The organism is Pseudomonas sp. (assembly GCF_030150285.1).
Taxonomy (GTDB): Bacteria; Pseudomonadota; Gammaproteobacteria; order Pseudomonadales; family Pseudomonadaceae; genus Aquipseudomonas.
In genome coordinates this window covers 1-22,075 of record NZ_JASLGE010000016.1, presented here as the reverse complement: position 1 = coordinate 22,075, position 22,075 = coordinate 1, and the positions used below count along the sequence as shown (strand labels likewise).

Sequence of the window (22,075 nt, the reverse complement as noted above, 5' to 3'; positions counted from 1 at the left end):
CACCGGTATTCAGGCTTAATTTCAGCCTAATTCCTCACTAGGAGAATTGACTCATGGCACACAAAAAAGCTGGTGGTAGTACCCGTAACGGTCGCGACTCAGAAGCCAAACGCCTTGGCGTGAAGATGTATGGCGGCCAGGCTATCGTACCGGGCAACATCATCGTGCGTCAGCGCGGCACCCAATTCCACGCTGGCTACGGCGTTGGTATGGGCAAAGATCACACCCTGTTCGCGAAAGTGGAAGGCGTGATCAAGTTCCAGGTTAAAGGCGCCTTCGGTCGTCGCTATGTAAGCATCGTTCCGAAGACTGCAGTCGTCGCGGCGTAATAGCTTGGTAGCTGGAAAAGCCCTGTCTTGCGACGGGGCTTTTTCGTTTGTGGGGTGAGTCTCTTGCAAAACTGTTTGTATGGGCTGCTGGCGCTGGATTTAACAGTCGTTGATTGAGGTCGCTGCGCTCATTTTTGCAAGAGTCTTATGTCTTGGTTTTTCGGCTCGTCCTGATGACGAGAGGCGCGTTTTATTATGAAGTTTGTTGATGAAGTATCGATTCGAGTAAAAGCGGGCGACGGTGGTAACGGTTGCATGAGTTTCCGTCGCGAGAAATTCATCGAGAACGGCGGTCCTAACGGCGGTGATGGGGGTGACGGCGGCTCGATCTACATGATCGCTGACGAAAACCTGAACACGCTGGTTGATTACCGTTACACCCGTCACTTCGACGCCCAGCGTGGCTCGAACGGCGGTAGCACCGATTGCACCGGCAAAAAAGGTGATGACCTGGAGCTGCGCGTGCCGGTCGGCACCACCGTGATTGATGCGGGCACTCAGGAAGTCATCGGTGACCTGACCAAGGCGGGTCAGCGCTTGATGGTGGTTCAGGGGGGGTGGCACGGTCTGGGCAACTCCCGTTTCAAATCCAGCACCAACCGGGCTCCGCGCCAGACCACGCCGGGTAAGCCGGGTGAGCAGCGTGATCTCAAGCTGGAGCTTAAAGTGCTGGCGGACGTGGGTCTGCTGGGCTTGCCGAATGCTGGCAAAAGCACCTTTATTCGCTCTGTGTCGGCGGCCAAGCCCAAGGTGGCGGATTACCCGTTCACGACCCTGGTACCCAACCTGGGCGTTGTCAGCGTCGATCGCTGGAAGAGCTTTGTTGTTGCCGACATTCCGGGCCTGATCGAAGGTGCTTCGGATGGTGCAGGCCTCGGTATTCGCTTCCTCAAGCACTTGGCCCGTACCCGTTTGTTGTTGCACCTTGTGGACATGGCACCGGTCGAAGGCTCTGACAGTGCCGCGGACACTGCTGAGGTCATCGTCAACGAGCTGGCCAAGTTCAGCCCGGCGCTGGCTGATCGTGACCGCTGGCTGGTCTTGAACAAATGCGATTCGTTGCCTGAGGAAGAGCACGACGCCGTTGTCAAAGAGGTGGTTGAGCGCCTTGAGTGGGAAGGCCCGGTGTACGTGATTTCGGCCATCGCCAAAATCGGTACAGAGAAGCTGTGCCACGACATCATGCGCTACCTGGAAGACCGTGCCGATCGCCTGGCGAATGACCCTGCTTACAAGGAAGAGTTGGCCGAGCTGGATCAGCGCATCGAAGACGAGGCGCGTGCGCAGTTGCAAGCTCTGGATGACAAGCGTGCCTTGCGTCGCAGCGGCGTGAAGAGCGTTCATGACATCGGTGACGATGATTGGGACGAAGAGGATGTTGATGATGAAGAGGGTCCGGAAATCATTTACGTCCGCGACTGATTCGTTGCAGTAAACTACAGCGCCGCTCAATTGAGCGGCGTTTTGGTCTCTGTGAAACGGTAATCAAGAATAATTCCATGGGTGGCGCTCGGTCGCGCTGCTCTCAGGCATAGGTTGGATGATGATGCGGAGCAAGGTGACAGGTGCGCAGCGTTGGGTCGTGAAAATCGGCAGCGCATTGCTGACGGCGGATGGCAAAGGCCTGGATCGTGCAGCAATGGGTGTGTGGGTTGAGCAGATGGTGGCCTTGCATGAGGCGGGCGTCGAGCTGGTGTTGGTGTCTTCGGGGGCGGTGGCTGCCGGTATGAGTCGCTTGGGCTGGACGGTCCGACCCAGTGCGATGCACGAACTGCAGGCGGCGGCTGCCATCGGTCAGATGGGCCTGGTGCAGGCGTGGGAATCGAGCTTTGCCGAGCATGGCCGGCACACGGCGCAAATCCTTCTGACCCACGATGACTTGTCTGATCGCAAGCGTTACCTGAATGCTCGCAGTACGTTGCGGGCCTTGGTCGGGTTGGGTGTGATTCCGGTCATCAATGAAAACGACACGGTTGTTACCGACGAAATCCGCTTCGGGGATAACGACACTTTGGCCGCACTGGTGGCGAACCTGGTCGAGGCTGATCTGTTAGTGATCCTGACCGATCGTGATGGCATGTTTGATGCTGATCCGCGTAATAACCCGGATGCCAACCTGATCTACGAGGCGCGAGCCGATGATCCTGCGCTGGATGCTGTGGCAGGCGGGACGGGTGGCGCGCTGGGGCGTGGCGGTATGCAGACCAAGTTGCGTGCGGCGCGTCTGGCGGCGCGTTCGGGGGCGCACACGATTATCGTCGGTGGCCGCCTGGAGCGCGTTCTGGACCGCCTCAAGGCGGGTGAGCGGCTCGGTACCTTGCTGTCGCCTGAGCGCGGCCTGTTGGCGGCGCGTAAGCAATGGCTGGCCGGGCATTTGCAAACGCGCGGCACGCTGGTGCTGGATGACGGCGCTGTGGCTGCATTGTCTCAGGGCAACAAGAGCTTGCTGCCGGTGGGGGTCAAAGCTGTGCAGGGTGCTTTCCGGCGGGGTGAAATGGTGGTGTGTACCGCAGCGGACGGTCGAGAGATTGCTCGCGGGCTGGCCAACTACAGTGCCTCGGAAGCGCAGAAAATTATTGGCCAGCCCTCCGATGCGATTGTGGGTGTGTTGGGTTACATGGCTGAACCTGAACTGGTTCATCGCGATAACCTGATTTTGGTGTGAAGTTGAGGTGTTGAATGCGCTTGATTAAAGGCTTGTTGGGGCTGATGTTGGCGGTGCCGTTGATGGCGTCAGCTGAAGAGATTGGTACGGTGTCGACCGTCTTCAAGTTTGTCGGGCCTAATGATCGTATCGTGGTCGAGGCATTTGATGACCCGAAGGTTGAGGGCGTGACCTGCTACCTGTCGCGCGCCAAGACGGGCGGAATGAAGGGTGGGCTGGGGTTGGCAGAGGATCGCGCGGAAGCGTCCATTGCGTGCCGTCAAACCGGGCCGATCAGCTTCAAGGGTGAGTTGAAGGAAGGTGATGAGGTCTTCAAGGAGCGCACTTCGCTGGTTTTCAAAACCATGCAGGTGGTGCGTTTCCTCGACAAAAAGCGCAATACGCTGGTGTACCTGGTGTACAGCGATCGGTTGATCGAAGGCAGCCCGCAGAACGCTGTAACGGCCATCCCGATTTTGCCGTGGCCACACCAGTAACTCAGGTGCGTCTTTCGGATTGTTGAAAGCCTGAAATATTTCCCTCGGCCAGTGCTTGCTCTTTTGGGAGGTGACGGGGGAAATCAGGTTGGGCTCAATAGATCGCGAGTAAGGTGGCCGCTGTGATCTATTGTTCAGGCAATAAAAAACCGACCCTGAGGTCGGTTTTTTAAAAAGCTTATCGCTTAAGCAGCGGTCGCAAGGTTCAACGCCTTGACGTGGCCATTCAGGCGGCTCTTATGACGAGCAGCTTTGTTCTTGTGGATGATGCCTTTATCGGCCATGCGGTCGATAACAGGTACAGCCAGAACGTAAGCAGCTTGAGCTTTAACAGCGTCTTTTGCGTCGATGGCTTTAACTACATTCTTGATGTAGGTGCGAACCATGGAACGCAGGCTGGCGTTGTGGCTGCGACGCTTCTCAGCCTGTTTTGCACGTTTTTTGGCGGAAGGTGTGTTGGCCACCGTCGAGCTCCTCGAAAGACTTTAGAAATAGCAAACAAAATAGGCCGCGAATCATGCCGATGACGTGAAGGCTTGTCAAGAGCGTTTGATGCGATCCGCTGAGTGGTTGATCGAGGGAGACGGGAGATTTATTTCCGGCGCTTGACCTGTAAACTCGCGAGCTTGGCTCTGTGCTGTTGCGGCGCGCAGTATCGCATAAGTGGACGCTTTGTTCGCCTGCTCTTTCTCTTATAGGCAAAAACTCTTTCAATGAACTTGCTCAAGTCGTTGGCTGCCGTCAGCTCTATTACAATGATTTCAAGGGTTCTGGGCTTTGTTCGGGACACCATCATTGCACGCACATTTGGCGCAGGAATGGCCACGGATGCGTTCTTTATTGCGTTTAAATTGCCCAACCTGCTGCGCAGGATCTTTGCCGAGGGGGCCTTTTCTCAGGCATTTGTACCCATTCTGGCCGAGTACAAGAACCAGAAAGGCGAGGAGGCCGCGCGCACGTTTGTTTCATATATCGCCGGTTTGCTGACGTTGGTACTGGCCATTGTCACGGCGCTGGGGATGATCGCGGCGCCCTGGGTGATCTGGGCCACCGCGCCAGGTTTTGCGACAACGCCTGAAAAATTTCAGCTGACCAGCGAGATGCTGAGGGTAACGTTCCCTTATATATTGCTGATTTCGTTGTCATCGCTGGCCGGTGCGATTCTCAATACCTGGAACCGTTTCTCGGTACCCGCCTTTGTGCCGACTTTGCTTAACGTCAGCATGATTATTTTTGCGCTGTTTCTGACGCCGTACTTCGACCCGCCGGTCATGGCACTCGGATGGGCTGTGCTGGTAGGCGGTCTGGCTCAACTGCTGTTCCAGCTCCCGCATCTGAAAAAAATCGGGATGTTGGTGCTGCCGCGCCTCAATTTGCGAGATTCGGGTGTCTGGCGAGTCATGAAGCAAATGGTGCCTGCCATTCTTGGGGTCTCGGTCAGCCAGATTTCGTTGATCATCAATACAATTTTTGCGTCTTTCCTCGTTGCGGGCTCTGTGTCCTGGATGTATTACGCCGACCGTTTGATGGAGTTGCCATCCGGTGTGCTGGGCGTGGCGCTGGGTACGATTCTGCTACCTACGCTCTCTAAAACCTACGCGAACAAGGACCGCCAAGAGTATTCGCGCATCCTCGATTGGGGCTTGCGCCTATGTTTTGTGCTGGTGTTGCCTTGTGCGCTGGCGTTGGCCATCTTGTCAGAGCCGCTGACGGTCTCGCTGTTTCAGTACGGCCAATTCAGCGCACATGATGCGGCCATGACCCAGCGTGCTCTGATGGCGTATTCGGTCGGCCTGCTTGGGTTGATTCTGATCAAGGTGCTGGCCCCCGGGTTTTACGCGCAGCAAAACATTCGCACACCGGTCAAGATCGCGGTGTTTACGTTGATCGTGACGCAGTTGTTGAACCTGGTCTTTATTGTGCCTTTGCAGCACGCGGGGCTGGCGTTGGCTATTAGCGTCGGGGCCTGTATCAATGCGGGTCTGCTGTTCTGGCAGTTGCGCAAGCAAAAGCTATTTGTTGCCCAGCCCGGCTGGACGAAGTTTCTGTTCAAGCTGGTGGTTGCGGTGGCGGTCATGTCAGGTGCCTTGCTGGGGTTGATGCACCTGATGCCTGCGTGGGATCAAGGTCATATGCTTGAGCGCTTTATGCGTCTGGGTGGTCTGGTGGCGGCAGGTGTAGCGGTCTATTTCGGCGTATTGCTGCTGTTGGGGGTGCGTCTGAAGGATTTTGCCCGCAGGTCACTTTCGTAAGGTAATGAGCGGTCAGACGTCGATTTTGTCGATTTGACCTGATTTGCCTTGCGCTGTTGCCTGTCGTACCGGGCCGGGTGTGGTTATAATCGGCCACTTTATGAGCAAGAAGCGCGTTATGCAGCTGGTTCTAGGCCTTCACAATTTGCGGCCCCAGCATCGGGGCTGTGTCGCCACTATTGGCAACTTTGACGGTGTGCACCGTGGTCATCAGGCTATCCTGAGTCGGCTGCGTGAACGTGCGCTGGAGTTGGGCGTGCCCAGCTGCGTGGTGATTTTCGAGCCGCAGCCGCGCGAATTTTTTGCCCCTGAAACCGCCCCGGCACGTCTGGCCCGGCTGCGTGACAAGCTGCAACTGTTGGCTGAGGCCGGCGTTGATCGGGTATTGTGCCTGGCGTTCAACCAGCGTTTGAGTAAGCTCAGCGCGGCCGAATTCGTCGACACCATTCTTGTTGATGGCTTGGGCGTACAGCACCTGGAAGTCGGTGATGACTTCCGTTTTGGCTGCGACCGTGTGGGCGACTTTGACTTCTTGCTGCAGGCCGGTGCCCGGCAAGGGTTTACGGTTGAAGCTGCGCAAACCGTCGAGCTTGAAGGCGTGCGAATCAGCAGTACCGAGGTGCGCAGTGCCTTGGCCAGTGCCAATTTCGAACTCGCTGAGCATTTGCTGGGCCGGCCGTTTCAAATCACTGGCCGGGTTTTGCATGGGCAGAAGCTGGCGCGTCAATTGGGTACGCCCACAGCCAATATTCAGCTTAAGCGCCGTCGTGTTCCGTTGACAGGGGTTTACCTGGTCAGCGTTGAAATTGACGGAAAAACTTGGCCCGGCGTAGCCAATATTGGCGTCAGACCGACCGTAGCAGGAGATGGCAGCGCCCATCTTGAAGTACATCTATTGGATTTCGCCGGCGATGTGTATGGCCGGCGTCTGACGGTGGTATTCCACCACAAGCTGCGTGATGAGCAGCGTTTCGCCTCTCTGGAGGCGCTCAAGACGGCGATCAATGCGGACGTCGCCGCCGCCCGAGCCTATTGGCTGGGTCAACCGCTTAAAAAGAGCCTGAAATGACCGACTACAAAGCCACGCTAAACCTTCCGGACACAGCCTTCCCAATGAAGGCCGGCCTGCCACAGCGCGAACCGCAAATTTTGCAGCGCTGGGACAGCATTGGCCTGTACGGGAAGTTGCGCGAGATTGGCAAGGATCGTCCGAAGTTCGTACTTCACGACGGTCCGCCCTATGCCAACGGCACGATTCACATCGGTCATGCGCTGAACAAAATTTTGAAAGACATGATCGTGCGCTCGAAAACCTTGGCGGGTTTTGACGCACCTTATGTGCCGGGCTGGGACTGCCACGGGCTGCCGATCGAGCACAAGGTTGAAGTGACTCACGGTAAGAACCTGAGCGCGGATAAAACCCGTGAACTGTGCCGTGCTTACGCGACCGAGCAAATCGAAGGTCAAAAATCCGAGTTCATCCGCCTGGGTGTACTGGGTGACTTCGCCAACCCGTACAAAACCATGGACTTCCAAAACGAAGCCGGGGAAATTCGTGCGCTGGCAGAAATCGTCAAGGGCGGTTTCGTGTTCAAGGGCCTTAAGCCCGTGAACTGGTGCTTCGACTGTGGCTCGGCCTTGGCTGAAGCTGAAGTTGAATATCAGGACAAAAAATCCGCCGCCATCGATGTTGCGTTCCCTGTTGCTGATGAGGCCAAGCTGGCTGAAGCCTTTGGGCTGGCGTCGCTGAGCAAGCCAGCATCAATCGTGATCTGGACCACCACGCCGTGGACCATCCCGGCCAACCAGGCGCTGAACGTTCACCCGGAATTCACCTACGCGCTGGTCGATGTGGGTGACAAACTGTTGGTACTGGCCGAAGAACTGGTTGAGTCGAGCCTGGCCCGCTACAACCTGGAAGGCTCGGTGATTGCGACCACCACCGGTGCTGCGCTGGAACTGATCAACTTCCGTCACCCGTTCTATGATCGTCTGTCGCCCGTTTACCTGGCCGACTACGTTGAGCTGGGCGCAGGTACCGGCGTGGTTCACTCCGCCCCGGCATACGGCGTAGACGACTTCGTGACCTGCAAAGCCTACGGCATGGTTAACGATGACATTATCAACCCGGTGCAGAGCAACGGTGTGTACGTCCCGTCGCTGGAGTTCTTCGGTGGCCAGTTCATCTGGAAGGCCAATCAGAACATCATCGACAAGCTGACCGAAGTCGGGTCGTTGATGTTTACTGAAACCATCAACCACAGCTACATGCACTGCTGGCGCCACAAGACACCGCTGATCTACCGCGCCACCGCGCAGTGGTTCATCGGCATGGACAAAGAGCCGACGGCGGGCGACACCCTGCGCACCCGTGCGTTGCAAGCGATCGAAGACACTCAGTTCGTTCCGGCCTGGGGCCAGGCGCGTTTGCATTCGATGATCGCCAACCGCCCGGACTGGTGCATCTCGCGTCAACGTAACTGGGGCGTGCCGATCCCGTTCTTCCTGAACAAGGAAAGCGGCGAATTGCACCCGCGTACCGTCGAAATGATGGAAGAAGTGGCCAAGCGTGTTGAAGTTGAAGGCATCGAAGCCTGGTTCAAGCTGGACGCGGCTGAATTGCTGGGCGACGAAGCGCCGCTGTACGACAAGATCAGCGACACGCTGGACGTGTGGTTCGATTCGGGTACCACCCACTGGCACGTCTTGCGCGGCTCGCACCCAATGGGCCACGAGACTGGCCCACGTGCCGACCTGTACCTGGAAGGCTCCGACCAGCACCGCGGCTGGTTCCACTCGTCCTTGCTGACCGGTTGCGCCATCGACAACCACGCGCCCTATCGCGAGCTGCTGACTCACGGTTTCACCGTGGACGAAGCCGGCCGCAAAATGTCCAAGTCGCTGGGTAACGTGATTGCACCGCAGAAAGTCAACGATACCCTGGGCGCTGACATCATGCGCCTGTGGGTTGCCTCGACTGACTATTCGGGCGAAATCGCGGTGTCTGACCAGATCCTGCAACGCAGTGCGGACGCCTACCGGCGTATCCGTAACACCGCGCGCTTCCTGCTGTCCAACCTGACCGGCTTCAACCCGGCCACCGACCTGCTGCCTGCTGATGAAATGCTCGCGCTGGACCGTTGGGCAGTAGACCGCGCTTTGTTGCTGCAACGTGAGCTGGAGCTGCACTACGGCGAATACCGTTTCTGGAACGTGTACTCCAAAGTGCACAACTTCTGCGTACAGGAACTCGGTGGTTTCTACCTCGACATCATCAAGGACCGCCAGTACACCACGGGCGCCAACAGCAAGGCCCGCCGTTCGTGTCAGACCGCGCTGTTCCACATCTCTGAAGCGCTGGTGCGCTGGATCGCTCCGATCCTGGCCTTCACCGCCGACGAGTTGTGGCAATACTTGCCGGGCGAACGCAACGAGTCGGTCATGCTCAATACCTGGTATGACGGCTTGAGCGAACTGCCCGAAGGCACCGAACTGGACCGCGCCTACTGGGAGCGGATCATGGCGGTCAAGGTTGCCGTTAACAAAGAGATGGAAAACCTGCGTGCGGCCAAAGCCATTGGCGGCAACTTGCAGGCAGAAGTCACCCTGTTCGCTGAAGATGAGCTCGCGACTGACCTGGCCAAGCTGAGCAACGAACTGCGCTTCGTACTGATCACCTCCACCGCCAGTGTTGCGCCTTTTGCGCAAGCCCCGGCGGATGCGGTGGTTACCGAAGTACCGGGCCTCAAGCTCAAAGTGGTCAAGTCGGCTCACGCCAAATGCGCGCGCTGCTGGCATTGCCGCGAAGACGTCGGCGTGAATCCGGAGCACCCGGAAATCTGCGGTCGTTGTGTCGACAACATCAGTGGTGCCGGTGAGGTGCGTCACTATGCCTAACACCAGTACTATCGGGCGCTTCGGGCGCCTGGGCTGGCTTTGGTTGACGGTGCTGGTCCTGGTCCTCGACCAGGCCAGCAAGCTCTATTTTGATAGCGCGTTGCAGATGTATCAGCAGATTGTGGTGATCCCGGATTACTTCAGTTGGACGCTCGCTTACAACGCCGGGGCTGCGTTCAGCTTTCTGGCCGATAGCGGAGGCTGGCAGCGCTGGTTTTTTGCCCTGATCGCCGTGGTGGTCAGCGCCGTGCTGCTGGTGTGGCTCAAGCGTCTTGGGCGTGATGATACATGGCTGGCCATTGCACTCGCGCTGGTGCTGGGCGGTGCGCTGGGCAACCTGTATGACCGGGTTGTCTACGGCCATGTGATCGATTTCATTCTGGTGCATTGGCAGAATCGTTGGTATTTCCCGGCCTTCAACCTGGCTGACAGCGCTATTTGCGTCGGGGCCGTGATGTTGGCACTGGATATGTTCAAAAGTAAGAAAATCGGAGAGTCCGCTCATGACTGAGCAACGTATTGGCCAGAACACGCAAGTCACGTTGCATTTTGCTTTGCGCCTTGAAAATGGTGATACCGTCGACAGTACGTTCGACAAATCGCCAGCCACTTTCAAGGTCGGCGACGCCAGCCTGTTGCCTGGTTTTGAAGCGGCTCTGTTCGGTTTCAAAGCGGGTGACAAGCGCACGCTGGAGATCCTTCCAGAAAACGCATTCGGCCAGCCCAACCCGCAAAACGTGCAAATCATTCCGCGCTCCCAGTTCAATGACATGGAGCTGTCGGAAGGCTTGCTGGTGATCTTCAATGACGCGGCCAACACCGAGCTACCGGGTGTGGTCAAAGCCTTTGACGATGAGCAAGTGACGATTGACTTCAACCACCCTTTGGCAGGCAAGACCCTGACCTTCGAAGTGGAAATTTTTGAAGTCAAAGCGCTGTAATTCGGTACCCGGCTTCGGCCGGGCCTGATTGGTATTATTTTTCTGCGCGTCCCACGAGGCCTAGCATGCACATTAAACTCGCCAACCCCCGTGGTTTTTGCGCTGGGGTGGACCGAGCGATTGAAATCGTCAATCGCGCACTGGAAGTTTTCGGTCCGCCTATCTATGTTCGCCACGAAGTCGTGCACAACAAATTTGTCGTTGAAGACCTGCGCTCCCGTGGCGCGATCTTTGTCGAAGAGCTGGACCAGGTGCCAGACGACGTTATTGTGATCTTCAGCGCCCACGGCGTTTCCCAGGCGGTGCGTACCGAGGCCACGGGCCGTGGCCTCAAAGTATTCGACGCGACGTGCCCGCTTGTTACCAAAGTGCATATCGAAGTCGCACGCTACAGCCGTGATGGCCGTGAGTGCATCCTCATTGGTCATGCTGGCCACCCTGAAGTCGAAGGCACGATGGGCCAATATGACGTCAGCAACGGTGGCAAGATTTACCTGGTTGAAGACGAAAAGGACGTTGCCAACCTGAACGTCACTAATCCGGAAAAACTGGCGTTTGTCACACAGACCACCTTGTCGATGGACGACACCAGCCGTGTAATCGATGCCTTGCGCACCCGTTTCCCGGCCATTGGCGGCCCGCGCAAGGATGACATTTGCTATGCCACGCAAAACCGTCAGGATGCGGTCAAGCAACTGGCTGACGAATGCGATGTGGTGCTGGTTGTCGGCAGCCCGAATAGCTCCAACTCGAACCGCTTGCGTGAGTTGGCTGAACGTATGGGAACCCCGGCCTACCTGATTGATGGCGCTGAAGACCTTAAGCAGAACTGGTTTGAGGGTATTGAGCGCATCGGTATCACGGCAGGTGCTTCTGCGCCTGAAGTGTTGGTGCGCGGTGTGATTCAGCAGTTGCACGCTTGGGGTGCCTCGGGCGCTGATGAACTGGCGGGCCGCGAAGAGAACATCACATTCTCCATGCCCAAAGAACTGCGCGTTCGCTCCCTCCTTTAAGCGGCGGCGCATAAAGCCTGTGCAGCCTGGTTGCTGCGCAGGCTGATGCGCCCGCTCTTCGCGAGCACGACCTGGTGATGGCTCTGTGCTGTTTGCGAGTGGCAGATATGCAGTGTCCCTGCCTGAAACGCCCCACCGCTCAGTAACGGCTCGCCCAGCGGGTTGAATCGAATGTAGTGTTTGACGGGTGTATTACCGGCAATCGGAATACGCGAGTTACCCGCGCTTTCAGCCAGCACGGGGTTGTGCTTGTCGAGATGGCCCTGGCCACTCAGGTCCAGAATGATTCTCCAGCCTTTACTCCAATCTTCTTCCCGTGCGTGCATCACCACAGACTGATGGCGCAGCAAGGCTTCAGTGCGCGCACTGCGCAGCCCATTGGCCAGTTCTGCCGCAGCAGTCTGGCGGCGTTGGTGTTCAACCATGGCGCTGTAGGTCGGGCTTACGAACTGGGTCGTAATGGCGACGATTAACAGGGTGAACAGCAGTTGAATCAGGCCCATGCCTTGTTGATACATGACGTCCTCCCTGGACTTGACTGTGAGCAAACCTGGCGGTGTGATGGGTGATCTCAGTTATAGCCCATGCTCCACGTCCCATCTTCGGCTTTAGCCCCGGCAAGCGTTTCTTCCTGTGTAAGGTGCTGGACGCATCTCTAGGCGTACCAAAATTAGCGAAAAGCCCTATAGATTCTGCAACTACGACCCTACAGGTCATGCTGTTTTGGGCGGCTAGGCTTTTCTCAATTGCGGCACAGGACGTGCCGGCGAACAGAAGGCTGATGGAGCGAGCACATGGTCCAGCTTGAAAGAACCTTGCAAACCGGAGTGACGTTGATCGAGGTGTTGGTGACAACCCTGGTTTTATCGGGTGGGCTTTTGGGGGCCGCAGCGGTGCAACTTAAAGCACTCCAGCACACGGACAGTGCATTGATGACTACGCAGGCCAACTTCATCGCCTACGACATGCTGGACCGGGCGCGGGCCAACTCAGGCATTGATTACAACTACTCGACCGGGTCTCGCTCCGCCGCCGCAGTGGGCGCAGGCAGCGTATTGGCTCAGGACCTAAGCGACTTTGCGCGCAACATCCAGCAGTTTGGCGGTGAGCATGCCCGTGGCGCTATTGAAGCCAGAAATCATCAGGTGAGCATTACTCTTGAATGGGATGACGCTCGAGCAAGTCTCCAACCTGACTCGCGACACACTGTCATGCTCGCCGGTCAGGTCGTTTCAGGCTCGTCAGCTGACGCGTCATGAAAGGTTCTGAGGCCGGTTTCGGCCTGATCGAGTTAATGGTTGCGCTAGGCCTGGGGCTATTACTGATCGCCGGGGCCGCACAGATTTTTGTGAGCGCCCGGGAGACTTACCTGGCGCAGCAGTCTTCGGCCATGGCGCAGGAAGATGCGCGGTTCGTCCTGAGCAAAATGGCTCAAGAGATACGTATGGTCGGCATGTTTGGTTGCCAGGCGCACGAACACATCATTGATGCTCCATCGGTGTTTCAAACACCCATTGCCTGGCAAGGCATGGCAGGTTCCAGATCATGGCGCTTTATCAGTGCGGATGTAGGACGCACCGCGGGCAAGCCCGACTGGACGGTCGTGTCTGACTGCAAGCGCCATGCGCGGGCTTACCCAGGCCAGTTTGAGGGCCTTACTCCTGATCAAACCGCTTTTGCTGTGCGACAGATTGTTTATTGGTTTGAGCATGGGCAGTTGAAAGTAGGCGCTGGTAGAGCGGTGTTGTTGGACAATGTGGCCGATTTTGATATCAGCTTCGGTCTTGCCGGATCACCAGCCGGGCAAACGGTAAAACGCTATGAAGCGAGCCCGAACCAATTGGCCGGTATTCGTAGCGTTCGACTTTCCCTGACCCTGCGAGACCCTCGGGCGCGGGTGAAGGATCAGACCTATCACATGGTCGTGGCTCTGCGTAATCGACTGGGGTGACGGTTGATGACTTTCAAGGGTTGCCGACAATCCGGCATGGCGCTACTGGTCAGCCTGATCTTCCTGTTAATGCTCAGCTTGACCGGACTTTCGTCTCTGCAAAGTGCCACTGAGCAAGAGAGGAAGGCGGGCGCAGTCTGGTTCGTCAATCAATCATTTCAAGCCGCTGAAACAGCGTTACGTCAAGGCGAGTCACAGGTGCAGACACAATGGCCTGCATTGCTCGCGTGTACCTCTGCGGCCACATGCCTCCCACCGTCAAGTGCCCGGACTCAAACATCGCCAGGGCCTGATCCCTATTCCGGGGTGCTTTGGATACCGGTGGCAGACGGTCTTTATGGTGTTCAGAACCTCGGTGCGGGGGTGACGCCTGCGCAACTGCCCGGCATTACCGCTGCCAACTTTTACCGAGTCACGGGTATTGGTTCTGGAGAGTATTTTCGTGCGCTATCAATCGGAAGGTACTGATGTTGAAAAACCGGCCCAGCAACGGTTTAAAAGGATCATGTGGCGACAACTTCAATGAAGGAGGGCTGATGAGCAGGTGCCGTGCAGGTTTCACCTTGATCGAGCTGATGATCGTAATCGCGGTCATCGGCATTATTGGCGCATGGGCCTATCCGACTTACAGCGACGCGGTTGCGCGAGCTTATCGGGCTAAAATTGTGGTGCTGTTAATGGAGCAATCCCAGACCCTGGAGCGTTTTTATTCGAAAAAAGGCGTATACAGAGGGGCGGAAAATCTCAGTGCGGGTAATGAACACTACCGGATTACGCACGAGCTTGAGGATCATGCGTTCTTGCTGACGGCGACACGCAAAGAGGGCTCGCCAATGGCGCGAGACGATTGTGGGAACTTGATAGTGGCCCACACAGGTTTGACTGCCATTGCACTGGCTGCCCCTGACATGACCGTGCAGCAGTGCTGGGGGCGTTAACCACTTAATTTTATTTCGAGCTGGATTCATCGATGGCTAAGCAGCAAGAGGTAGTGATAGTAGGCGGTGGGGTTATTGGGTTGCTGACAGCCTTTAACCTGGCGGCAGAAGTTAAGCAGGTCACGGTGCTGGATCGCAGTGGTGTCGGGCAGGAGTCGTCATGGGCGGGGGGCGGTATTGTGTCGCCGCTCTACCCTTGGCGTTACACGCCGGCGGTAACGGCTCTGGCGCATTGGTCGCAGGATTTTTATCCGCAGTTGGCCGAGCGTTTGCTGGCTGTGACGGGTGTGGATCCTGAAGTGCACACCACGGGTTTGTACTGGCTGGACCTTGACGATGACGTTGAAGCGTTGGCGTGGGCCAAGCAAGAAAAGCGACCGTTGAGCGCGGTTGAGATCTCATCGGTTGAAGCCGATGTGCCGGTCTTGGGCCGTGGCTATTCCCGGGCCATTTACATGGCTGGCGTGGCCAATGTGCGTAACCCGCGGCTTGTTAAATCGCTCAAGGCAGCCTTGCAGGCAATGCCGAATGTGACTATCCAAGAGCAATGCCAGGTGCAGGGGTTCATCCGTGAGGGGGCAAGCATCGTCGGTGTGAACACCGCCCGCGGTGAGATTCGTGCTGATGAAGTGGTGCTTAGCGCTGGGGCCTGGAGCGGTGAATTGCTCAAAACACTGGACCTTGAGCTGCCCGTGGAGCCAGTTAAAGGCCAGATGGTTCTGTACAAATGTGAGCCTGGTTTCTTGTCCGGTATGGTGCTGGCCAAGGGGCGTTATGCGATTCCGCGACGTGACGGTCACATCCTGATTGGCAGTACGCTGGAACATGAAGGGTTCGATAAAACGCCAACCTCTTCCGCACTTGAAAGCCTTAAGGCTTCTGCGGTCGAGTTGATTCCTGCATTGGCGGGCGTTGAGCCTGTGGCGCATTGGGCGGGTTTGCGGCCAGGGTCGCCTGAAGGTATTCCCTATATTGGCCAGGTCGCAGGTATGGGCGGGTTGTGGCTCAACTGCGGGCATTATCGTAATGGCTTGGTATTGGCACCGGCATCTTGCCAGTTGTTCGCGGACCTGTTGTTAGGGCGCGAGCCGATTATAGACCCAGCGCCTTATGCACCCACCGGTCGAATTTAAGCCGGAATGCACCCTGCAGGAGCGTACGGGTTTTGCTCCTGCAACGTTCTTTGTATGACTCAGCCTCGCGGCTTTGGGCCTTGTTCCAGATGGTTCTGGGTGCAGTACCAGTCCTGCTGTTTACTCAAGGCATGATCACGAGGCAGGTGTACGCCGCAGTGTGCACACCGCACCATCGGTTGTGTGCCCGGATCCGAAGGTCTCTTGGTTGCCGCGATGTTTGCCTTGTATTTGCGCCAAAACCACACGCCTGCAGCAATCAAGGCAGCCCAGATCAGTAAACGAAACATGGTTATTCGCTATTTGAGAAAAAGATCTACCAGTTTAGCTAAGGACTTGTCAGGCGCACAGCACCAAATCGAGCACAAAAAAAGAGCCCATTCGGGCTCTTTTTTGTGGGTTCGATGATTAGTCGAACAGTCCAAATGTCATGTAGCTGAACCATGAGCGGCTTGTGCCTGGCTCTTCAGGTGCTTCGATGATGTTGCCATCAGCATCCTTGGGTTTCAGCTCGGATGGAATGGCATCCTTGGCCTCTTGGTACTGCTTTTGGATGTCCATGTTGGCGCGGGTTTCACCCGGTGGAAGCGGTGTGCTGGATTCAATCAGGCCCAGCGTTGCCTTGCTTAGCCACGAACGGTTGTCCGAGTCGGAGACTTGTGGCACGAATTGGCCATCTACCAGGCTTGGGTGGTTCGGGTAGTTGTCTTTCAGGACTTCAAGGCTGGTGTTGGCCAGTTCGTCCAGATGCATGCGCTGGTAAGACTCCACCATGACTGCCAGACCGTCACCAACCGAAGGTGTTTCCTGGAAGTTTTCAACGACATAACGACCGCGGTTGGCAGAAGCGACGTAAGCCTGACGGGTCAAGTAGTAATCGGCGACATGGATTTCATACGCTGCCAGCAGGTTGCGCAAGTAAATCATGCGCTGTTTGGCGTCAGGCGCGTAGCGGCTATTGGGGAAGCGGCTGGTCAGTTGGGCAAACTCATTATAAGAGTCGCGTGCAGCCCCCGGATCACGCTTGCTCATGTCCAGAGGCAAGAAGCGAGCGAGCAAGCCGACATCCTGGTCAAACGAGGTCAGACCTTTCAGGTAGTAGGCGTAATCCACGTTCGGGTGCTGCGGGTGCAGGCGAATAAAACGCTCGGCAGCTGATTTTGCTGCTTCGGGTTCAGAGTTTTTATAATAGGCGTAGATCAGTTCGAGCTGGGCCTGGTCGGCATAGCGACCGAACGGGTAGCGCGACTCTAAAGCCTTCAGTTTGGCGGTAGCACTGGTATAGCTGTTGTTGTCCAGGTCGGCCTGCGCCTGCTGGTACAGCTCGACTTCGCTCAGGTTTTCGTCAACGACTTCTTTTGTCGATGAGCAAGCGGCGGTCAGTGCGAGGATGGCGATCAGCAGCAGGTGTTTCACTTGCATGGCGGCTTGCGTCCCTATGACGGCCGCTGTCTTGGGCGGGTCCGTCCTGTTATGATGAGCGCCCCGTGAAAAGCCTCGGGGCAAAAGACGCCGTATTTAACCACAAGCGCGCAGCCGAAACCAAAGGCTTGGCGCGGTCCTGATGAGCATGTCCGAGAAAATTCAACTTCGCGAAGAGGTGCCGTCCGAACTGGGTGGCCAACGCCTCGATCAAGTCGCCGCACAATTATTCGCTGAGCACTCGCGCTCGCGCCTTTCCGCCTGGATCAAAGACGGCCGCCTGACAGTGGACGGAGCCGTCATACGCCCGCGTGACATCGTACACGGGGGCGCCATCCTGGAGCTGACTGCAGAGCAGGAAGCCCAGGGTGAATGGATCGCACAAGATATCCCTCTGGATATCGTTTACGAAGACGATGACATTCTGGTGATCAACAAGCCCGCAGGCCTGGTGGTACACCCGGCAGCCGGGCATGCCGATGGCACTTTGCTCAATGCGCTGCTGCATCACGTACCGGACATTATCAATGTGCCGCGTGCGGGGATCGTGCATCGCCTCGACAAAGACACCACCGGTCTGATGGTGGTCGCCAAAACCATTCAGGCGCAGACGCAACTGGTTACCCAATTGCAGAGCCGCAGTGTCAGCCGTATCTATGAGTGCATTGTTATCGGTGTGGTGACTGCCGGGGGCAAAATCAACGCGCCTATCGGCCGTCACGGCCAGCAGCGCCAGCGTATGGCGGTTATGGAGGGGGGCAAGCAAGCGGTCAGTCATTACCGCGTGCTGGAGCGTTTCCGTTCCCATACCCATGTGCGGGTAAAGCTGGAAACCGGGCGCACCCACCAGATTCGTGTGCATATGTCCCACATCAACTACCCGTTGGTCGGAGACCCTGCCTACGGCGGTCGCTTCCGTATCCCGCCGGCAGCCAGTGTGACAATGGTTGACTCGCTGAAAAACTTCCCGCGCCAGGCCCTGCACGCGCGTTTCCTTGAGTTGGATCATCCGACGACTGGCAAGCGCATGAGCTGGGAGTCGCCACTGCCAGATGATCTTGTCTGGTTGCTGACGCTGCTCAAGCAAGACCGCGAGGCGTTCATCGGGTGAGTACGTTCCTGATTCCTGACTGGCCAGCGCCGGCAGGCATCAGGGCCTGCGTAACGACCCGTGCGGGCGATGTCAGTGTGGCACCGTTCGACAGCTTCAACCTCGGTGATCATGTCGGCGACGACCCTCTTGCCGTTGCCCGTAATCGCCAGCAGCTTTCTGAAACATTTAAGGTTCAACCCGCCTGGCTCAGCCAGGTTCACGGTGTTGTGGTCACGCCTGCACAGCCGGGGCTGATTGTCGAAGCTGACGGCAGTTGGACCTCAACACCCGGTATCGCCTGTACTGCAATGACGGCGGACTGTTTGCCCGTGCTGTTTTGTGACCGTGCGGGCACTCGCGTCGCGGCTGCCCATGCGGGTTGGCGCGGGTTGGCCGCCGGGGTGCTTGAAGCGGCGGCGCAATGCCTCAATGTTGAGCCGCAAGACATACTGGTTTGGCTCGGCCCGGCAATCGGCCCCACGGCATTTGAGGTCGGAGGCGAAGTGCGCGAGGTCTTTGTAGAAGACTTGCCCGCTGCCGCTGCGGCATTTACCCCCAGCGTCAATGATGGCCGCTATATGGCCGATATCTACGAGCTGGCGCGTCTGCGCCTGGCCCGATCGGGCATTACCGCCGTGTATGGCGGTGGTTTCTGCACCGTGACCGACTCGCGTTTTTTCTCCTTCCGGCGCAGCCCTCGTACTGGCCGTTTTGCATCATTGGTCTGGATCGAATCTTCAGCCTGTTGACCTGCATCACTTTTCAGACGCTTGAAACTCTCGTATTCGCCCGCATCTACTAAGGTATCTGGCAGGTTTCTTCATTCAGGAGTTTCCATCCCTCCGGCCTGCTCATAAGGAAGGTGACGAATGCGTATAGATAGATTAACCAGCAAGTTGCAATTGGCATTGTCCGATGCTCAGTCCCTGGCGGTAGGTCTTGACCACCCGGCCATTGAGCCTGCTCATTTGATGCAGGCATTGCTGGAACAACAGGGCGGTTCGATCAAGCCGCTGCTGATGCAAGTCGGTTTTGATGTAAACAGTTTGCGTAAAGAGCTGACCAAAGAGCTTGATCAGTTGCCAAAAATCCAGAACCCGACGGGCGACGTGAATATGTCGCAGGATCTGGCGCGTCTGCTGAACCAGGCAGACCGTCTGGCACAGCAAAAAGGCGATCAGTACATCACCAGTGAAGTTGTGCTGCTGGCCGCGATGGACGAAAACAGCAAACTGGGCAAATTGCTGCTCGGCCAGGGCGTTAGCAAAAAGGCCCTGGAAAACGCCATTAACAACCTGCGTGGCGGCGAAGCGGTTAACGATCCGAATGCTGAGGAGTCGCGTCAGGCACTCGACAAGTATACGGTCGACCTGACCAAGCGCGCCGAGGAAGGCAAGCTTGACCCCGTGATTGGGCGTGACGATGAAATTCGCCGCACCATTCAAGTGTTGCAGCGTCGTACCAAAAACAACCCGGTGTTAATCGGTGAGCCGGGTGTGGGTAAAACCGCGATTGCCGAAGGTCTGGCTCAACGGATCATTAATGGTGAAGTGCCTGATGGCCTTAAAGGCAAACGCCTGCTGTCGCTGGATATTGGTGCCCTGATTGCGGGTGCCAAATTCCGTGGTGAGTTCGAAGAACGCCTCAAAGCCGTATTGAATGAGCTGACTAAGCAAGAAGGTCAGATCATCCTGTTTATCGACGAACTGCACGTGATGGTCGGTGCCGGTAAGGGCGAGGGCGCGATGGATGCGGGCAATATGCTCAAGCCTGCGCTGGCCCGGGGTGAGCTGCACTGTGTGGGCGCAACCACGCTCAACGAGTACCGTCAGTTTATCGAGAAGGATGCCGCTCTTGAGCGCCGCTTCCAGAAAGTACTGGTGGATGAGCCGAGCGAAGAAGACACCATCGCTATTTTGCGAGGCTTGAAAGAGCGTTATGAAGTTCACCACAAAGTGGCGATCACTGACGGTGCAATCATTGCTGCGGTCAAGCTCAGCCATCGTTACATCACCGATCGGCAGTTGCCTGACAAGGCCATTGACCTGATGGACGAAGCGGCCAGCCGGATCCGCATGGAGATCGACTCCAAGCCGGAGGTGCTGGACCGTCTGGAGCGCCGCTTGATTCAACTGAAGGTTGAAGCACAGGCGCTGAAGAAAGAAGAAGACGAGGCCGCGAAAAAACGCCTCGAGAAATTGCAGGAAGAAATCGAGCGCCACGAGCGTGAGTATTCGGACCTGGAAGAAATCTGGACGTCGGAAAAAGCCGAAGTGCAGGGCTCAGCCCAGATCCAGCAAAAGATCGAGCAGGCGCGTCAAGAACTGGAAGTGGCACGCCGTAGCGGCAACCTCAACCGCATGGCCGAGTTGCAGTACGGGGTTATTCCCGACCTGGAACGCAGCCTGCAAATGGTCGATGAGCATAGCAACAAGACCGAGAACCAATTGTTGCGCAGTAAAGTGACCGAAGAGGAAATTGCAGAAGTTGTGTCGAAGTGGACCGGTATTCCGGTGTCCAAAATGCTCGAAGGTGAGCGCGACAAACTGATGAAGATGGAAAGCTTGCTGCATGAGCGCGTGATTGGTCAGGACGAAGCCGTGGTTGCCGTGTCCAACGCGGTCCGCCGCTCCCGTGCCGGCCTGAGTGACCCTAACCGCCCAAGCGGCTCGTTTATGTTCCTGGGCCCAACCGGTGTGGGTAAGACCGAGTTGTGCAAGGCGCTGGCTGAATTCCTCTTTGATACTGAAGAGGCGATGGTGCGGATCGACATGTCCGAGTTCATGGAGAAACACTCCGTCGCTCGACTGATTGGTGCGCCACCAGGCTATGTGGGTTACGAAGAGGGTGGTTACCTGACCGAAGCCGTGCGGCGCAAGCCTTACTCGGTGATCTTGCTGGACGAAGTGGAGAAGGCTCACCCGGATGTCTTCAACGTACTGTTGCAAGTGCTTGAAGATGGCCGTTTGACTGATAGCCATGGTCGTACTGTGGACTTCCGCAATACGGTGATTGTGATGACCTCCAACTTGGGGTCGGCGCAGATCCAGGAGCTTGTAGGCGATCGCGAAGCCCAGCGTGCGGCGGTGATGGATGCAGTCAGCACGCACTTCCGTCCGGAGTTTGTGAACCGGATCGACGAAGTGGTGATCTTCGAGCCTTTGGCTCGCGATCAAATCGCTGGCATTGCCGAGATTCAGTTGGCTCGCCTGCGCAGTCGTCTGGCAGAGCGTGACCTGAGCCTTGAATTGAACCAAGAGGCTCTGGATAAACTGATCGCGGTAGGTTATGACCCCGTGTATGGCGCACGCCCACTGAAACGTGCGATTCAGCGCTGGATCGAAAACCCGCTGGCGCAACTGATTCTGTCGGGTCAGTTCTTGCCAGGCACCACGGTGGTGGCAAGCGTGAAGGACGACGAAATCGTCTTCGTCTAACGCGTAAAGTCAGTGCTTGAAGAAAGGCCTCGCTTTGCGAGGCCTTTTTTTATTTAGGGTGTTGATCTGTAAGGAAAACGCTTGTAAGATGCGCCCCGCAGTAAGTCACCTGCAACGGCAAACCGGCCCAAACCGGAGAGCCCGCTAGAAGAGCTAAATCATTGTCTTCTAACGAAAATTAAGGGTTGACAAGGGTTTGAAAGGTTGTAAAATGGCCCGCCTCAGAGACGCAAGCGTAGCGATACGGTGAAGTCAAAGAGGATTGCAAAGAGTTACAAATGTTGCAACGTTGTAGATTGAAATATGTAGTTCCGCGATAGCTCAGTTGGTAGAGCAAATGACTGTTAATCATTGGGTCCCTGGTTCGAGTCCAGGTCGTGGAGCCATTTTCAAGCCGGGGTATAGCGCAGTCCGGTAGCGCGCCTGCTTTGGGAGCAGGATGTCAGGAGTTCGAATCCCCTTACCCCGACCATTTTTGGGTCGTTAGCTCAGTTGGTAGAGCAGTTGGCTTTTAACCAATTGGTCGTA

22 protein-coding genes and 2 tRNA genes are annotated in these 22,075 nt (G+C 56.7%); 20 read left to right on the top strand and 4 right to left on the bottom strand.

What is annotated here, in order from left to right; translation table 11 throughout:
* Positions 1-53 precede the first annotated feature (53 nt).
* The 4 genes from rpmA (at position 54) to Q1W15_RS02370 (ending at position 3,470) form a co-directional block, all read left to right on the top strand.
* Positions 54-329, top strand: a complete 276-nt coding sequence (gene rpmA, locus Q1W15_RS02385) for a 50S ribosomal protein L27 (RefSeq protein WP_300719983.1) — start codon at positions 54-56, stop codon at positions 327-329.
* A 195-nt stretch (positions 330-524) separates the two neighbouring features.
* Positions 525-1,751, top strand: coding sequence for an Obg family GTPase CgtA (gene cgtA / locus Q1W15_RS02380; protein ID WP_300719982.1), 1,227 nt, complete (start codon positions 525-527; stop codon positions 1,749-1,751).
* 124 nt (positions 1,752-1,875) lie between these two features.
* Positions 1,876-2,994 (top strand): glutamate 5-kinase, encoded by a 1,119-nt coding sequence (proB, locus tag Q1W15_RS02375; RefSeq protein WP_300719986.1) that lies wholly within the window; start codon positions 1,876-1,878, stop codon positions 2,992-2,994.
* Positions 2,995-3,008: 14 nt separating this feature from the next.
* Positions 3,009-3,470, top strand: coding sequence for a CreA family protein (locus Q1W15_RS02370; RefSeq protein WP_300719981.1), 462 nt, complete (start codon positions 3,009-3,011; stop codon positions 3,468-3,470).
* 185 nt (positions 3,471-3,655) lie between these two features.
* Here Q1W15_RS02370 and rpsT read toward each other — a convergent pair whose 3' ends face one another.
* The gene (rpsT, locus tag Q1W15_RS02365; protein WP_048367387.1) at positions 3,656-3,934 is read right to left on the bottom strand and encodes a 30S ribosomal protein S20; all 279 of its coding nucleotides are present in this window, start codon (positions 3,932-3,934) and stop codon (positions 3,656-3,658) included.
* A gap of 249 nt (positions 3,935-4,183) precedes the next feature.
* On the opposite strand from rpsT, the gene murJ reads away from it, so the two are divergent.
* The 6 genes from murJ to ispH all read left to right on the top strand — a co-directional run bounded on the left by murJ (position 4,184) and on the right by ispH (position 11,573).
* Positions 4,184-5,722: a murein biosynthesis integral membrane protein MurJ gene (gene murJ / locus Q1W15_RS02360; RefSeq protein WP_300719980.1), complete on the top strand. Its 1,539-nt coding sequence runs from the start codon at positions 4,184-4,186 to the stop codon at positions 5,720-5,722.
* 118 nt (positions 5,723-5,840) lie between these two features.
* Positions 5,841-6,791, top strand: coding sequence for a bifunctional riboflavin kinase/FAD synthetase (gene ribF / locus Q1W15_RS02355; protein ID WP_300719979.1), 951 nt, complete (start codon positions 5,841-5,843; stop codon positions 6,789-6,791).
* Positions 6,788-9,619 carry an isoleucine--tRNA ligase gene (gene ileS, locus Q1W15_RS02350; protein WP_300719978.1) on the top strand — a complete coding sequence of 944 codons (2,832 nt, stop codon included), beginning with the start codon at positions 6,788-6,790 and terminating at the stop codon, positions 9,617-9,619. The genes ribF and ileS overlap by 4 nt, the downstream gene beginning before the upstream one ends.
* The gene (gene lspA / locus Q1W15_RS02345) at positions 9,612-10,130 is read left to right on the top strand and encodes a signal peptidase II (protein ID WP_300719977.1); all 519 of its coding nucleotides are present in this window, start codon (positions 9,612-9,614) and stop codon (positions 10,128-10,130) included. The genes ileS and lspA overlap by 8 nt, the downstream gene beginning before the upstream one ends.
* On the top strand, positions 10,123-10,560 hold the full coding sequence (fkpB, locus tag Q1W15_RS02340; protein ID WP_300719976.1) for an FKBP-type peptidyl-prolyl cis-trans isomerase: 438 nt from the start codon (positions 10,123-10,125) through the stop codon (positions 10,558-10,560). Before lspA ends, fkpB begins: the two co-directional genes overlap by 8 nt.
* Before the next feature lie 65 nt (positions 10,561-10,625).
* Positions 10,626-11,573, top strand: coding sequence for a 4-hydroxy-3-methylbut-2-enyl diphosphate reductase (gene ispH, locus Q1W15_RS02335; RefSeq protein WP_300719975.1), 948 nt, complete (start codon positions 10,626-10,628; stop codon positions 11,571-11,573).
* On the opposite strand, the gene Q1W15_RS02330 is transcribed toward ispH, so the two are convergent.
* Positions 11,570-12,091, bottom strand: a complete 522-nt coding sequence (locus Q1W15_RS02330) for a GspH/FimT family pseudopilin (RefSeq protein WP_300719974.1) — start codon at positions 12,089-12,091, stop codon at positions 11,570-11,572. The genes ispH and Q1W15_RS02330 overlap by 4 nt on opposite strands.
* Before the next feature lie 276 nt (positions 12,092-12,367).
* On the opposite strand from Q1W15_RS02330, the gene pilV reads away from it, so the two are divergent.
* The 5 genes from pilV to thiO all read left to right on the top strand — a co-directional run bounded on the left by pilV (position 12,368) and on the right by thiO (position 15,595).
* A complete protein-coding gene (pilV, locus tag Q1W15_RS02325) occupies positions 12,368-12,832 on the top strand; it encodes a type IV pilus modification protein PilV (protein WP_300719973.1) in 465 nt (154 codons plus the stop codon).
* Positions 12,829-13,524, top strand: coding sequence for a PilW family protein (locus Q1W15_RS02320; protein WP_300719972.1), 696 nt, complete (start codon positions 12,829-12,831; stop codon positions 13,522-13,524). Before pilV ends, Q1W15_RS02320 begins: the two co-directional genes overlap by 4 nt.
* A gap of 6 nt (positions 13,525-13,530) precedes the next feature.
* Positions 13,531-13,992, top strand: coding sequence for a PilX N-terminal domain-containing pilus assembly protein (locus tag Q1W15_RS02315; protein ID WP_367280620.1), 462 nt, complete (start codon positions 13,531-13,533; stop codon positions 13,990-13,992).
* Positions 13,993-14,060: 68 nt separating this feature from the next.
* Positions 14,061-14,462 (top strand): type IV pilin protein, encoded by a 402-nt coding sequence (locus Q1W15_RS02310; RefSeq protein WP_300719984.1) that lies wholly within the window; start codon positions 14,061-14,063, stop codon positions 14,460-14,462.
* A 32-nt stretch (positions 14,463-14,494) separates the two neighbouring features.
* Positions 14,495-15,595 (top strand): glycine oxidase ThiO, encoded by a 1,101-nt coding sequence (thiO, locus tag Q1W15_RS02305; RefSeq protein WP_300719971.1) that lies wholly within the window; start codon positions 14,495-14,497, stop codon positions 15,593-15,595.
* A 59-nt stretch (positions 15,596-15,654) separates the two neighbouring features.
* On the opposite strand, the gene Q1W15_RS02300 is transcribed toward thiO, so the two are convergent.
* Both Q1W15_RS02300 and Q1W15_RS02295 read right to left on the bottom strand, forming a co-directional pair.
* Positions 15,655-15,885, bottom strand: a complete 231-nt coding sequence (locus Q1W15_RS02300) for a PP0621 family protein (protein WP_300719970.1) — start codon at positions 15,883-15,885, stop codon at positions 15,655-15,657.
* A 118-nt stretch (positions 15,886-16,003) separates the two neighbouring features.
* Positions 16,004-17,017: an outer membrane protein assembly factor BamD gene (locus Q1W15_RS02295; RefSeq protein ID WP_300719969.1), complete on the bottom strand. Its 1,014-nt coding sequence runs from the start codon at positions 17,015-17,017 to the stop codon at positions 16,004-16,006.
* A gap of 148 nt (positions 17,018-17,165) precedes the next feature.
* Here Q1W15_RS02295 and rluD point away from each other — a divergent pair, with 148 nt between their 5' ends.
* From rluD to Q1W15_RS02270, 5 genes are all read left to right on the top strand, one after another.
* Positions 17,166-18,128, top strand: a complete 963-nt coding sequence (rluD, locus tag Q1W15_RS02290; protein WP_300719968.1) for a 23S rRNA pseudouridine(1911/1915/1917) synthase RluD — start codon at positions 17,166-17,168, stop codon at positions 18,126-18,128.
* On the top strand, positions 18,125-18,859 hold the full coding sequence (gene pgeF, locus Q1W15_RS02285) for a peptidoglycan editing factor PgeF (protein ID WP_300719967.1): 735 nt from the start codon (positions 18,125-18,127) through the stop codon (positions 18,857-18,859). The genes rluD and pgeF overlap by 4 nt, the downstream gene beginning before the upstream one ends.
* A 120-nt stretch (positions 18,860-18,979) precedes the next feature.
* Entirely contained in the window at positions 18,980-21,547 is a 2,568-nt protein-coding gene (gene clpB, locus Q1W15_RS02280; RefSeq protein WP_300719966.1) for an ATP-dependent chaperone ClpB, read from the top strand.
* A gap of 310 nt (positions 21,548-21,857) precedes the next feature.
* A tRNA-Asn gene (locus Q1W15_RS02275) sits at positions 21,858-21,933 on the top strand.
* 9 nt (positions 21,934-21,942) lie between these two features.
* A tRNA-Pro gene (locus Q1W15_RS02270) sits at positions 21,943-22,019 on the top strand.
* Positions 22,020-22,075 lie beyond the last annotated feature (56 nt).